Genomic DNA, 13,833 nt, shown 5'->3' on the forward strand with positions numbered 1-13,833 from the left:
CAGTTTGAAAGGTTACGGGGATAAAGCTAATGCTACACTGTACGCCGTTTAACGCTAATCACTACGGAGAATTCAGTGTCTTCATTGCCCGTCAGCGCAGTGCTCAATGAGTTGCTGGCTGCGCTGCAGTCTGCCCCGCAGGTGCTGTTGCACGCCCCGACCGGCGCCGGTAAATCCACCTGGCTGCCGCTGCAGATCATGGCTAAGGCCGGGTTGCCGGGGCGCATTATCATGCTGGAGCCGCGGCGGCTGGCGGCGAAGAACGTCGCCTATCGCCTGGCGCAGCAACTGGGGGAGGAGCCTGGCCAGACCGTGGGTTATCGCATGCGCGCCGAAAGTAAAAGCGGGCCGCAGACCCGGCTGGAAGTGGTGACGGAAGGCATTCTCACCCGCATGTTGCAGCAGGATGCCGAGCTGCAGGGCGTGTCGTTGGTGATCCTCGACGAATTCCACGAACGCAGCCTGCAGGCCGATCTGGCGCTGGCGTTGCTGCTCGATGTGCAGCAAGGGCTGCGCGACGATCTGAAACTGCTGATCATGTCGGCCACGCTGGATAACGCCCGTATGACGCAGCTGCTGCCGCAGGCGCCGGTGGTGGTGTCCGAGGGGCGCAGTTTCCCGGTTGAACGCCTGTATCAGCCGTTGGCCAGCCATCAGCGGCTGGAGGATGGCGTAACGGCGGCGGTGAAGCGCATGCTGGCCGAACAGCCGGGATCTTTGCTGCTGTTCCTGCCGGGCGTAGCGGAGATCAACCGGGTGCTGGAGCGTTTGACCGGCGAAGTGGCGAGCGATACCGATCTTTGCCCGCTGTATGGCGCTCTGCCTCTGGCGCAACAGCAAAAAGCGATTCAGCCGGCGGCGCCGGGTCGCCGCAAAGTGGTGTTGGCGACCAACATCGCCGAGACCAGCCTGACGATCGAGGGCATTCGGCTGGTGGTGGACAGCGGTCTGGAGCGCGTGGCGCGTTACGACGTGCGCAACGGTTTGACGAGGCTGGCGACGCAGCGCATCAGTCAGGCCTCGATGGTGCAGCGCGCCGGGCGCGCCGGGCGTCTGGAACCGGGCATTTGCTGGCATCTGTTCGCCAAAGAGCAGGCGGAGCGCGCGGTGGAACATGCTGAGCCGGAAATTTTACAGAGCGATCTCACCGGCTTCTGGCTCGAGCTGCTGCAGTGGGGGTGCCATGATCCGGCGCAGCTGACCTGGCTTGACGCGCCTCCGGCAGCGGCATTGGCGGCGGCCAGGGCGTTGCTGTACCGGCTGGGAGCCACGAATGACGGCGACAAACTCACCGCGCCGGGGCGCCAAATGGCCGCTCTGGGATGTGAACCGCGGCTGGCGGCAATGCTGGTCGCCGGCGCGGCGCTGAGTGCCGACGGCCTGGCGACGGCCGCGTTGCTGGCGGCATTGCTGGAAGAACCGCCGCGCGGCGGGCAGATGGATATCGGTTATTGGCTGAGCCGCCCGCAGCCGAACTGGCGGCAGCGAGCCGCGCAGTTGGCCAAACGTCTGCCGCAACGTGCGGGGCAAGTTGACGCCGATTTGGCGCCGCGGCTGTTGGCGCTGGCATTTACCGATCGCATCGCCCAGCGTCGCGGTCAGGATGGCCGCTACCTGCTGGCCAACGGCCTGGGCGCGGCGATGAACCAGGACGAGGCGCTGTCGCGCGCGCCCTGGTTGATTGTCCCCAACCTGTTGCAGGGCCACAACAGCCCGGATGCGCGTATTTTGTTGGCGTTGCCGGTCGATATCGAGGCGTTGGCGGCGCAGCTGCCGGCGATGGTTATGCAGCGCACGGCGGTAGAGTGGGATGAAGAGAAGGGGACGCTGCGCGCCTGGAAGCGCCAACAGATCGGCCGTCTGACGTTGCGCGCGCAGCCGCTGGCTAAGCCGGCGGACGAAGAGCTGCAGCAGGCGCTGCTCGACTGGGTGCGCGCGCAGGGGCTGGCGGTGCTCAACTGGGAGGGCGCAGCTGAACAACTGCGGGTGCGCCTGCAGTGCGCGCAAGCCTGGCTGCCGGAGGCGGAGTGGCCGGCGATGGGCGAAGAACCGCTGCTGGCGGCGCTGGAGCAGTGGCTGTTGCCGTCGCTGAACGGCGTGCGCGATCTGCGCGGATTGAAGCAGGTCAACCTCGCCGAGGCGTTGTCCCGGCTGTTGGACTGGCAGCAAAAACAGCGGCTGGATAATGCATTACCCACTCATTACACTGTGCCGACCGGCAGCCGCCTGCCGATCCGTTATGAGGCCGGCAAACCGCCGGCGCTGGCGGTGCGTTTGCAGGAAATGTTCGGCGAGCAGCGCAGCCCGATGTTGGCTGAGGGTCGCATCCCGGTAGTGCTTGAGTTACTCTCACCGGCGCACAGGCCGTTGCAAATCACCGGCGATCTGGCGGCCTTCTGGCAAGGCGCCTACCGCGAGGTGCAAAAAGAGATGAAGGGCCGCTATCCGAAACACGTGTGGCCGGACGATCCGGCCACGGCGGCCCCGACGCGCCGAACGAAGAAATATCAGTAGGCCGCGATCGTTTAAGGTTTGGAATTCAGATGTTTCTTCTGTTCAGCGCCACGGCGTCGGCACAGATTAAGCGACTCATTATGGCCGGCAGTGTCGGCAAGCTCGGAGAACAACAGCCATGGCTGGGGATGACCGCGAGCCCATCGGGCGCAAAGGAAAACAACCAAAAAGCACCGCGTCGCGCAAGCCGCCGCGCCGTCGCCGAGACGACGATTATGACGATTACGAAGAAGACGAGTATGACGATGACGAGTATGAAGAGGAGGAGGAACGCATGCCGCGTAAGGTGAAAGCGACTCCGCCGCGTAAAAAACGCCGCTGGCTCGGCCTGTTTATCAAACTGATCCTGGTGCTCGCCGTCCTGTTGGCGATCTATGGCGTCTACCTGGACTCGCAGATCCGCAGCCGCATCGACGGCAAAGTCTGGCAGCTGCCGGCGGCGGTGTACGGCCGCATGGTCAACCTGGAACCGGGCATGCCGTACAGCAAGAAGGAGATGGTTAACCTGCTGGAAGGCATGCAGTACCGCCAGGTCAGCCGCATGACGCGTCCGGGCGAGTTTACCGTGCAGGCCAACAGCATCGAGATGCTGCGCCGCCCGTTCGACTTCCCGGATGGTAAAGAAGGGCAGATCCGCGCCCGCCTCGATTTCCAGAATAACCGCCTGGCGAAGATCGAAAACCTGGACAGCGGCCGCAGCTTCGGCTTCTTCCGCCTCGATCCGCGTCTGATCACCATGCTGCAGTCGCCGAACGGCGAACAGCGGCTGTTCGTGCCGCGCTCCGGTTTCCCGGATCTGTTGGTGGATACGTTGATCGCCACGGAAGACCGCCACTTCTATGAGCATGACGGCATCAGCCCGTACTCCATCGGCCGCGCGGTGCTGGCCAACCTGACCGCCGGCCGCGCGGTGCAGGGCGGCAGCACCCTGACGCAGCAGCTGGTGAAGAACCTGTTCCTGACCAACGAACGTTCGCTTTGGCGTAAGGCCAACGAAGCCTATATGGCGCTGTTGGTGGATTACCGTTACAGCAAAGACCGCATCCTGGAGCTGTATCTGAACGAGGTATACCTCGGCCAGAGCGGCAGCGACCAGATCCGCGGCTTCCCGCTGGCCAGCCTGTATTACTTCGGTCGCCCGGTGGATGAGCTGAGCCTCGATCAACAGGCGTTGCTGGTCGGCATGGTCAAGGGCGCGTCGCTGTATAACCCGTGGCGTAACCCGAAACTGGCGTTGGAACGCCGCAATCTGGTGCTCAAACTGCTGCAGAACCAGGGCGTGATCGACGGCGAGCTGTATGACATGCTGAGCGCGCGTCCGCTGGGCGTGCAGCCGAAAGGCGGCGTCATTACGCCGCAGCCGGCGTTTATGCAGATGGTGCGTCAGGAACTGCAGACCAAGCTGGGCGATAAGGTGAATGACCTGTCCGGCGTGAAGATCTTCACCACGCTGGATCCGGTGTCGCAAGACGCGGCGGAAAAAGCGGTCGAAGACGGCATCCCGGCGCTGCGCGCTGCGCGTCACCTGCAGGATCTGGAAGCGGCGATGGTGATCGTCGATCGCTTCAGCGGTGAAGTACGCGCCATGGTCGGCGGCGCCAACCCGCAGTTCGCCGGTTTCAACCGCGCCATGCAGGCGCGACGCCTGGTCGGCTCGCTGGCCAAACCGCCAACGTACCTGACCGCGCTGTCCGAGCCGGACAAATACCGCCTCAACACCTGGCTGGCGGATGCGCCGCTGTCGCTGAAACAGCCGAACGGCGCCGTCTGGCAGCCGAACAACTACGATCGCAAATTCCGCGGTCAGGTGATGCTGGTGGATGCGTTGGCCAACTCGCTGAACGTGCCGACGGTGAACCTCGGCCTGTCGGTCGGGCTGGATCAGATCAGCGCTACGCTGCAACGCCTGGGGATCCCGAAAGCGGAGATCAATCCGGTGCCTTCGATGCTGCTGGGGGCGATCGGCCTGACGCCGATGGAAGTGGCGCAGGAATACCAGACCATCGCCAGCGGCGGTAACCGTGCGCCGCTGTCGGCGGTGCGTTCGGTGATCGCCGAAGACGGCACGGTGCTGTACCAGAGCTTCCCGCAGGCGGAGCGCATGGTGCCGGCGCAGGCCGCTTACCTGACGCTGTACGCGATGCAGCAGGGCGTGGCGCGCGGGACCTCCCGCTCGCTGTCGGTGAAGTTCCCGAACTACAACCTGGCGGCGAAAACCGGTACCACCAACGATCTGCGCGACAGCTGGTTCGCCGGCATCGACGGCAAGGAAGTGGCGATCGCCTGGGTCGGGCGCGATAACAACGGCCCGGCCAAGCTGACCGGCGCCAACGGCGCGTTGACCCTGTATCGCCGCTATCTGGAAAACCAGACGCCGCTGCCGCTGATGCTGCAGCCGCCGGAAGGCATTAACCAGATGAGCATTGACTCCGCCGGCAACTTTATCTGCGGCGGCGGCAGCTGGCGCACCATCCCGGTCTGGACCGACAATCCGCAGGGACTGTGTCAGGCCAGCCAGGCGGCGGTGCAGCAACAGCAGCAACCGGCGGCGGGTGAGCAAAAAGATGGCGATGGCGTCGCCGGCTGGATCAAGGATATGTTCGGCCAGTAATCGCTGCCGGGGCGCCGGCCCGGTGAAAATTTTTTCTTTGTTATTAAGCCCGTAACCTTGGTTGCGGGCTTTTTTATTTTTCCGCTCGTTTTATTTCCCTGTTAACCGCATGGCTAAGCGCCTAATCCTTAACCTATTTGCCTTATGGATTCGGCTTGCAGTTTAATTTGGCTTCTGCATAAAATGCGACGCTTATAATAATTATTATCGTTTACATTCGTCATTTAATTATTCATCAGAGAAATCAACTATGCCGACCAAGCGTCTTTCATCATCCGTGGCCAAGCAGGGCCGCACCCCCGTCAGCGCGTTAGCGATCACCGTCGCTGCGGCGTTGGGCACGCTGGCGATGCCGGCTTTTTCCGCCGACGCCAAGCCGGCCGCCAAGGAAGACACGATTACCGTTGTGGGCGGTAGCAATACCGCCCAGCAGGAAAGCGCCTGGGGGCCGGTCGGCACCTATGTCGCCAAACGCAGCGCCACCGGGACCAAAACCGATACGCCGATCGAGAAGAACCCGCAGTCTGTTTCCGTGGTGACGCGTGAAGAGATGGATATGCGTCAGCCGGATACGGTGAAGGGCGCGCTGGCCTATGCGCCGGGCGTATTTGCCAGCCGCGGCAGCTCCACGACCTATGATGCGGTGGCGATCCGCGGCTTCCCGGCCACCAACACCACCCAGTATCTGGATGGGTTGCGGTTGCTGGGCGACAACTACAGCGAAGCGTCCATCGATCCTTATTTCCTCGAGCGCGCCGAGCTGCTGCGCGGCCCGGTCTCGGTGCTGTACGGCAAAAGCAACCCGGGTGGTTTGGTCTCGATGGTCAGCAAGCGGCCAACCACCGAGCCGCTGCGCGAAATCCAGTTCAAAATGGGCACCGATAACCTGTTCCAGACCGGTTTCGATTTCAGCGACGCGCTGGACGATCAGGGTATCTATTCTTACCGCCTGACCGGCCTGGCGAAAGACAGCGATGCGCAGCAGAACATGAGCAAAGAGAAGCGCTATGCGATCGCGCCGTCCTTTAGCTGGCGTCCGGATGACAAAACCAACTTCACGCTGTTGGCCAACATTCAAAACGATCCCTATACCGGTTATTACGGCTGGCTGCCGAAGCAGGGCACGCTGATTCCGCTGCCGAACGGCGGTAAGCTGCCGACCGATTTCAACGAAGGCGAAGCCAGCAACTACACCTCCCGCAAACAGCGGATGATCGGCTACAGCTTCGAACATGCCTTCAACGATACCTGGGCGGTGCGCCAGAATCTGCGCTATATGCAGCTGGAAACCGACATGAAGAGCATCTATGGCAGCGGCGTTTCTGCGGCGACGCCGACGACGATTAATCGCGCCTATGTCCAGTCGAAAGAACACCTGAACAATTTCTCTGTGGATACCCAGGCGCAGGCGAAGGTGAAAACCGGCGATATCGACCACACGCTGTTGTTCGGCGTGGACTACATGCGCATGCGTAACGATATCAATGCCGCATTTGGCTCTGCGGACGGTCTGAGCATGACCAATCCGCAATACGGGAATGACGCGGTCAATATCAACTTCCCCTACCATTACCTGAACCGTCAGGAACAAACCGGCCTGTATGTGCAGGAGCAAGGGGAGTGGAACCAGTGGCTGTTGACGCTGGGCGGGCGCTATGACTGGGCGAAGACTTCCGCTTATAACCGCGATGCGAGTTCGACGAGCCAGCAGACCGATCGCCAGTTCACCTGGCGCGGCGGCCTCAACTACCTGTTCGACAACGGCGTGACGCCGTATTTCAGCTACAGCGAATCGTTTGAACCGAATCTGGGCACGACGCAAGGGGGGAGCACCTTCAAGCCGTCGATCGGCAAGCAGTATGAAGCCGGCGTGAAATATGTGCCGAAGGATCGCCCAATCGTGCTGACCGGCGCCCTGTATCAGCTGACCAAGAACAACAACCTGACGCCGGACCCGAGCAATGCGCAGTTCAGCGTGCAGAGCGGCGAAATCCGTTCACGCGGCGTGGAGCTGGAAGCCAAGGCGGCGTTGAATGCCAACGTCAACCTGATCGCCTCCTATACCTATACCGATGCGAAGTACACCAAGGACAACACCTATCAGGGCAAACCGACCGTCGAGGTGCCGAAACACATGGCTTCGCTGTGGGCGGATTACACCTTCCACGAAACGGCGGTGAGCGGCCTGACGCTGGGTTCCGGCGTGCGTTACGTCGGCTCCAGCTCGAGCTTCAACAGCGATAATTCCGCCTTCAAGGTGCCGGACTACACGCTGGTGGACGCTACCATTAAATACGATCTGGCGCGCTTTGGCCTGCCGGGCTCGTCCGTGGGCGTCAACATCAACAACCTGTTCGACAAGACCTACGTGTCGAGCTGCTACCGCGACTACGCCTGCTACTGGGGCGCAGAACGCCAGGTGGTCGCCACCGCAACCTTCCGTTTCTAACCGGATAGCCGGGGCGGCGCCGCGTCGCCCCGGACAAAGCAGGATCTATGCAGGACAAACTTCTTAATCCCGGCGCGACCTTCGCGCTGGATAACGCCAGCTTCGCCGTCCCCGGCCGGGTGCTGTTGCAACCGCTGTCGCTCAGTTTTCCCCAGGGCAAAGTCTGCGGCCTGATCGGCCATAACGGTTCCGGTAAATCCACTCTGTTGAAACTGCTCGGGCGGCATCAAGCCCCCAGCGGTGGCCAGGTACTGCTCAATCGGCAGCCGTTGGCGCAGTGGGACAGCAAATCCTTCGCCCGCCAGGTGGCCTACCTGCCGCAGCAGTTGCCGGCGGCGGAAGGCATGACGGTGCGCGAGCTGGTGGCCGTCGGCCGCTATCCGTGGCATGGCGCGCTGGGGCGTTTTGGCGCCAACGATCGCCAACAGGTGGAAGAGGCCATCGCGCTGGTGGGGCTCAAGCCGTTCGCCAACCGCCTGGTGGACAGCCTGTCCGGCGGTGAGCGCCAACGCGCCTGGCTGGCGATGATGGTGGCGCAGGACAGCCGCTGCCTGCTGCTTGACGAACCGACGTCGGCGCTGGACATCGCGCACCAGGTTGAGGTGCTGGCGCTCATTCAGCGCCTGAGCCGCGAACGCGATCTCACGGTGATCGCCGTGCTGCACGACATCAACATGGCGGCGCGCTACTGCGATCATCTGGTGGCGCTGCGCGGCGGTGAAATGATCGCTCAGGGCGGCCCGCTGGAACTGATGCAGGGGCCGGTGCTGGAGCAAATTTACGGTATTCCTATGGGCACGTTGCCGCACCCGAGCGGCGGCGCGCCGGTGAGTTTTGTCTACTGATGTCTTCTGCATTCACTTCTTCTCACGATCCGCTGCGCCGCCGCCTGTTGATGGCGCTGGCGCTGTCGCCCCTGTTGGGATCGTTGCCCGGGCGAGCGGCGGATGCGCCGCCGGATATCGCGCGCGTTGCGGCGCTGGAATGGCTGCCGATCGAGCTGCTGTTGGCATTGGGCGTGACGCCGCTGGCGGTGGCCGATGTCCATAACTACAACCTGTGGGTGGCGGAACCGAAGCTGCCGGCGACGGTCGTCGACGTCGGGCAGCGCACCGAACCGAATCTCGAACTGCTGCAGCAGCTCCAGCCTTCGCTGGTGTTGCTGTCGCAAGGCTATGGCCCGACGCCGCGAAAAATCCAACCCATCGCGCCAACCATGAGCTTCGGCTTCAACGACGGCAGCGGCAAACCGCTGACCGTCGCCCGCCAGTCGCTGCTGGCGCTGGGGCAACGATTAGGCATAGAAAGCCGGGCGATAAACCACCTGGCGCAGTTCGACAGCTTTATGCAGGATGCGCGCCAGCGCCTGCAAAGCTACACCCGGCAACCGTTGCTGCTGTTTTCCCTGATCGACACCCGCCATGCGTTGATCATCGGCCAGAAAAGCCTGTTCCAGGAAGCGATGGACCAACTGGGCATCCGCAATGCCTGGCAGGAGCCAACCGACTTTTGGGGCACGGCGGTGGTGGGGATTGAACGGTTGGCCACGGTGCGTAACGCCCGAGTCATTTATCTCGATCACGGCAATCAGGCGATGATGGACAAGGTCAGCGCGACGCCGCTGTGGCAGTCATTGCCCTTCGTGCGGCAAAACCAGCTGCGGCAGGTGCCGGCGGTGTGGTTCTACGGTGCCACGCTGTCGACGATGCGGTTTTGCCGCCTGTTGGCGCAGGCTCAGGAGAGTGCGGCATGAATGCGGGCATTCGGAAATTGCCGCTGACGCTGATCCTGCTGTTGCTGGCGGCGGCAGGCGGTTTGACGATATACAACCTGACGCAGCAACTGCCGCCGGCGCAATGGGCGCGGGCGCTGAGCGCGCCGGACATCGACGACGTGCGGCAAATGCTGTTCCATTACAGCCTGCTGCCGCGGTTGACGGTGTCGCTGTTGGCCGGGGCCGGTCTGGGATTGGTCGGCGTATTGTTCCAGCAGGTGTTGCGCAATCCGTTGGCGGAACCGTCGACGCTCGGCGTGGCCGCCGGCGCGCAGCTCGGCCTGACCATCGCCACGCTGTGGGTGCTGCCGGGGGGCGAGTTCACTCGTCAGCTGGCCGCTATGGTGGGGGCGATCGCGGTGGGCGGGCTGGTGTTCGGCGTCGCCTGGGGCAAGCGGATGTCGCCGGTGACGCTGATTCTGGCCGGGCTGGTGCTGGGGCTTTACTGCGGCGCAGTCAACAGCCTGTTGGCGCTGTTTAATTACGATCAGCTGCAGGGCATGTTCCTGTGGGGCACTGGCGCGTTGAACCAACAGGACTGGAGCGCGGTGCAGTTTATCCTGCCGCGTTTGCTGGTGGCCGGTGCGCTGGCGGCGCTATTGCTGCGCCCGCTGACGCTGCTGGGGCTGGACGACGGCGTGGCGCGCAACCTGGGGTTGGGGCTGTCGATGGCGCGCTTCTGCGCCCTGGGGCTGGCCATCATTTTCAGCGCCATGTTGGTGAGCGCGGTGGGCGTTATCGGCTTTATCGGCCTGTTTGCGCCGCTGATGGCGAAGATGCTGGGCGCTCGCCGCCTGGCGCATCGCATGATGTTGGCGCCGTTGCTGGGGGCGTTGCTGCTGTGGCTGACCGATCAGGTGATGATTGGGGTGGCGCAGGTGTGGCGTGAGATCCCGACCGGGGCGGCCACCGCGCTGTTCGGCGCGCCGCTGCTGCTGTGGTTGCTGCCGCGTTTGCGCAGCGCCGCCACGCCGCCACCGATGAACCTTGGCGACAAGGTGCCTGCCGAGCGCGGGAATCTGCCTGGCTGGGCAGCGCTGGCCGGCGTCGTGCTGTTGATCGGCCTGACGTTGGCGCTGATGCTGGGCAAAAACGCCGGCGGCTGGCACTGGAGCCTGGGCGAGGAGCTGGACGCCTTGCTGCCGTGGCGCTGGCCGCGGGTGCTGTCGGCGTTGGCGGCGGGCATGATGCTGGCGGTCGCCGGCACGCTGATCCAGAAGCTGACCGGCAACCCGATGGCCAGCCCGGAAGTGCTGGGCATCAGCTCCGGCGCCGCTTTTGGCGTCGTGATGATGCTGTTTATGGTGCCGGGCGACGCCTTCGTTTGGCTGTTGCCCGCCGGCAGTCTGGGGGCGGCCGTTACGCTGCTGATCATCATGATTGCCGCCGGCCGCGGCGGTTTCTCGACCGAACGCATGTTGCTCGCCGGCATCGCGCTCAGCACCGCCTTTACCACCGTCATCTTCCTGCTGCTGGCCAGCGGCGATCCGCGTATGGGGGGCTTGCTGACCTGGCTCTCCGGTTCAACCTATTCGGTGGAGCCGGCGCAGGCGCTGCGCACCGCGCTGATCGCCGCCGGATTGATGATATTGGCGCCGCTGTGCCGCCGCTGGCTGACCATTCTGCCGCTCGGCGGGGCTACCGCCCGTTCGGTGGGGATTGCGTTGACGCCTGCGCGATTGACCATCCTGTTGTTGGCCGCCACGCTGACCGCCATGGCGACCCTGACCGTGGGGCCGCTGAGCTTTGTCGGGCTGATGGCGCCGCACATGGCGCGCATGTTGGGCTTCCGCCGCGCGCTGCCGCAAATGGTGATCGCCGCGCTGTTGGGCGGTTTGCTGATGGTATTTGCCGACTGGTGCGGGCGGATGCTGCTGTTTCCGTATCAGATCCCCGCGGGGTTACTGGCGACCTTTATCGGCGCGCCGTACTTCGTTTATCTGTTGCGTAAGCAGACGTCGTAAGCTTCACCCCTACTTTGCCTTCTTCACCATCAAGGGCCCAGCGTTGCTGGGCCTTTTTTCAACGCTTTGCAAGGCGTTGCGTGTCGCTGCGCAAGAAAGACATTTAACGTGAAAAGGAACGCGGGAAGAGAGGGGGAGGTGAATATACTGCGGGCGGGTGCTCTGGATCTTTGTCTCTGGAGCCTGCGTGAAAGATACAAAGAGAAAAGCCCCGAGTCGATATCCATCAACCCGAGGCCTACTCTAACGCATCACAACGTTAAGTTAGCCTCTTACCCGCCGCGAGGCAAGGAGAAGAAGGCATGATGCCGAACAAACGGAGCCTGTTAAAATTGGTGGTTATTTGTGCCACGGTAATATCACTGGCGTGGATAACCCGCAGCACGCTGTGTGAGCTGCGTATCCGATCGGGCACTACGGAGGTTGCGGCCATTTTGGCTTACGAATCCGAACGGTAAGGCAACCCGGCGGCGGGGGCTTTGCCTCCGCCGGCCGGCAGTCGATGCGTTGATCCATGAGCACCCATCCGTTCAAAAAAAACGGCGAGCCTTGGCTCGCCGTTTTTCATGTTGATGTCGGGGCTTATTTCAGGCCGGCGGCATCGCGCAGCTGCGCAGCTTTGTCGGTCGCTTCCCATGGGAAGTGTTCGCGGCCGAAGTGGCCGTAGGCGGCGGTTTCGCGGTAGATCGGCTGCAGCAGATCCATCATCTGGATCAGGCCGTATGGGCGCAGATCGAAGAATTCGCGCACCAGCAGCGTCAGTTGTTCGGTTGGCACTTTCTCGGTACCGAAGGTTTCCACCATGATGGAGGTCGGTTCCGCTACGCCGATAGCGTAAGACACCTGGATCTCGCAGCGATCGGCCAGGCCGGCGGCGACGATGTTTTTCGCCACGTAGCGCGCCGCGTATGCCGCGGAACGGTCAACCTTGGACGGGTCCTTACCGGAGAAGGCACCGCCGCCGTGGCGAGCCATGCCGCCGTAGGTGTCGACGATGATCTTACGGCCGGTCAGGCCGCAGTCGCCCATCGGGCCGCCGATAACGAAACGGCCGGTCGGGTTGATGTGGTATTTGGTGCCCGCCGTCAGCCATTCCGCCGGCAGTACCGGCTTGATGATCTCTTCCATCACCGCTTCTTGCAGATCTTTCAGCGAAATGTCTTCTGAGTGCTGGGTGGACAGAACGACGGCGTCGATGCCGACGATTTTGCCGTCGTCGTATTGGAAGGTCACCTGGCTCTTCGCGTCCGGGCGCAGCCACGGCAGGGTGCCGTTTTTACGCACTTCGGATTGGCGCTGCACCAGACGGTGCGCGTAGGTGACAGGCGCAGGCATCAGCACGTCGGTTTCATTGGTGGCGTAGCCAAACATCAAGCCCTGATCGCCGGCGCCCTGCTCGAGAGGATCGGTACGGTCAACGCCCTGATTGATATCCGGAGATTGCTTGCCGATGGCGCTCAACACTGCGCAGGAGTTGGCGTCAAAGCCCATGTCCGAATGAACGTAGCCGATCTCGCGCACGGTCTTGCGGGTGATCTCTTCGATATCGACCCAGGCGCTGGTGGTGATTTCACCGCCGACCAGCACCATACCGGTTTTCACGTAAGTTTCGCAGGCGACGCGCGCTTTCGGATCTTGTTCCAGGATGGCGTCGAGGACGGCGTCGGAGATCTGGTCGGCGATTTTATCTGGATGTCCTTCGGAGACGGATTCGGACGTGAAGAGGTGTTTAGCCATTGTGTTCTTTACCTTGCATAAGACGGGTTAGAAATTACTGCACAGCGCTGGAGATCCGGCATCGAAGCGAAGGGTCTTCCGCTGATGGCGCGAGATGCATCCTGCAACGCCCCTCAGGCAAAGCCGTTAAGCAGTTTATCAGTTAACCAGTATAGATGGATTAACATCTGGACGTCTATTTTAGGTCAGGGTTTAGCCAGATTGCCAGTAATTTTTTGCGCTTTCGCTCTTTTGCGCAAACGGGTTGGCGCCATTTTCATCGCTTGAAACAGTTTTCGGCGAATTTTCATTTTGCTTTTTCACCTGCTTACCGGTATAAACTGCGCGCGCGGTTCATTTGCTGCACAGTACGGCGGTCTGGCGTGGGGGAAGGTACGATAAACTTCCGCTTTGCATTCGCCGGCATTGCGCTATTATCCGTCGCGGGCGTTCGCCGTGGCGCCGCCGCTTCATCGAACGGTCACGTTCTTACACTATTTTAGAGGCTGGGTCGTTCACTCCGAACGGCGCGCGTGGAGGTGGTTGGATTAATGATCCGTTGTCTACCGGTTGTTGGTTCTCAACAGCAGTGCCGTTCTGGCGCACATTCTTCTGCTATTTCCCGTCTTGTCTCTCTGTCACTTACCAGGTGCGATAAACACTTGGCCGCTACTCAGGATTCTCGGGCCGGCTAACGGTCGTCTGAAGAACTGAACAAGGGTAGCCTGCAGCCTTCCTGTGGGATGTTTCTTGGCCCGATTCACGAGGTTTGAACAGGGTGTCTTACAATTATATGAGTGATAAA

9 protein-coding genes are annotated in these 13,833 nt (G+C 62.1%); 8 read left to right on the plus strand and 1 reads right to left on the minus strand.

The genetic code is table 11. The features are described from left to right. Positions 1-75 precede the first annotated feature (75 nt). The 7 genes from hrpB to HWW83_RS14025 all read left to right on the plus strand — a co-directional run bounded on the left by hrpB (position 76) and on the right by HWW83_RS14025 (position 11,770). Positions 76-2,514: an ATP-dependent helicase HrpB gene (hrpB, locus tag HWW83_RS13995; RefSeq protein ID WP_176589374.1), complete on the plus strand. Its 2,439-nt coding sequence runs from the start codon at positions 76-78 to the stop codon at positions 2,512-2,514. Between the two features lie 118 nt (positions 2,515-2,632). Further along, positions 2,633-5,125: a bifunctional glycosyl transferase/transpeptidase gene (gene mrcB / locus HWW83_RS14000; RefSeq protein ID WP_033644705.1), complete on the plus strand. Its 2,493-nt coding sequence runs from the start codon at positions 2,633-2,635 to the stop codon at positions 5,123-5,125. 250 nt (positions 5,126-5,375) lie between these two features. Next, complete coding sequence (fhuA, locus tag HWW83_RS14005) at positions 5,376-7,574, plus strand: ferrichrome porin FhuA (protein ID WP_176589375.1); 2,199 nt, start codon at positions 5,376-5,378, stop codon at positions 7,572-7,574. 47 nt (positions 7,575-7,621) lie between these two features. Continuing rightward, positions 7,622-8,419, plus strand: coding sequence for a Fe3+-hydroxamate ABC transporter ATP-binding protein FhuC (gene fhuC / locus HWW83_RS14010; RefSeq protein ID WP_149542294.1), 798 nt, complete (start codon positions 7,622-7,624; stop codon positions 8,417-8,419). Beyond that, positions 8,419-9,327 (plus strand): Fe(3+)-hydroxamate ABC transporter substrate-binding protein FhuD, encoded by a 909-nt coding sequence (gene fhuD / locus HWW83_RS14015; protein ID WP_033644708.1) that lies wholly within the window; start codon positions 8,419-8,421, stop codon positions 9,325-9,327. The genes fhuC and fhuD overlap by 1 nt, the downstream gene beginning before the upstream one ends. Continuing rightward, the gene (gene fhuB, locus HWW83_RS14020) at positions 9,324-11,312 is read left to right on the plus strand and encodes a Fe(3+)-hydroxamate ABC transporter permease FhuB (protein WP_046687784.1); all 1,989 of its coding nucleotides are present in this window, start codon (positions 9,324-9,326) and stop codon (positions 11,310-11,312) included. The genes fhuD and fhuB overlap by 4 nt, the downstream gene beginning before the upstream one ends. 305 nt (positions 11,313-11,617) lie before the next feature. Further along, complete coding sequence (locus HWW83_RS14025; RefSeq protein WP_004937610.1) at positions 11,618-11,770, plus strand: Hok/Gef family protein; 153 nt, start codon at positions 11,618-11,620, stop codon at positions 11,768-11,770. A 124-nt stretch (positions 11,771-11,894) separates the two neighbouring features. Here the strand turns inward: HWW83_RS14025 and metK are convergent, their stop codons facing one another. Continuing rightward, the gene (metK, locus tag HWW83_RS14030) at positions 11,895-13,049 is read right to left on the minus strand and encodes a methionine adenosyltransferase (RefSeq protein WP_033644710.1); all 1,155 of its coding nucleotides are present in this window, start codon (positions 13,047-13,049) and stop codon (positions 11,895-11,897) included. A gap of 530 nt (positions 13,050-13,579) precedes the next feature. Between metK and yqgG the strand changes: the two genes are divergently transcribed. Next, complete coding sequence (gene yqgG, locus HWW83_RS25900) at positions 13,580-13,723, plus strand: small protein YqgG (RefSeq protein WP_464017219.1); 144 nt, start codon at positions 13,580-13,582, stop codon at positions 13,721-13,723. The last annotated feature ends 110 nt before the right edge of the window (positions 13,724-13,833 follow it).

Source organism: Serratia ureilytica, assembly GCF_013375155.1.
GTDB classification, from domain to species: Bacteria; Pseudomonadota; Gammaproteobacteria; order Enterobacterales; family Enterobacteriaceae; genus Serratia; species Serratia ureilytica.

Bases quoted from the DNA above. Each gene is read 5' to 3' on its own strand.
- fhuD (WP_033644708.1), top strand. From the start codon at position 8,419: ATGTCTTCTGCATTCACTTCTTCTCACGATCCGCTGCGCCGCCGCCTG.
- metK (WP_033644710.1), bottom strand. From the start codon at position 13,049: ATGGCTAAACACCTCTTCACGTCCGAATCCGTCTCCGAAGGACATCCA.
- yqgG (WP_464017219.1), top strand. From the start codon at position 13,580: ATGATCCGTTGTCTACCGGTTGTTGGTTCTCAACAGCAGTGCCGTTCT.
- HWW83_RS14025 (WP_004937610.1), top strand. From the start codon at position 11,618: ATGCCGAACAAACGGAGCCTGTTAAAATTGGTGGTTATTTGTGCCACG.
- fhuC (WP_149542294.1), top strand. From the start codon at position 7,622: ATGCAGGACAAACTTCTTAATCCCGGCGCGACCTTCGCGCTGGATAAC.
- fhuA (WP_176589375.1), top strand. From the start codon at position 5,376: ATGCCGACCAAGCGTCTTTCATCATCCGTGGCCAAGCAGGGCCGCACC.
- fhuB (WP_046687784.1), top strand. From the start codon at position 9,324: ATGAATGCGGGCATTCGGAAATTGCCGCTGACGCTGATCCTGCTGTTG.
- mrcB (WP_033644705.1), top strand. From the start codon at position 2,633: ATGGCTGGGGATGACCGCGAGCCCATCGGGCGCAAAGGAAAACAACCA.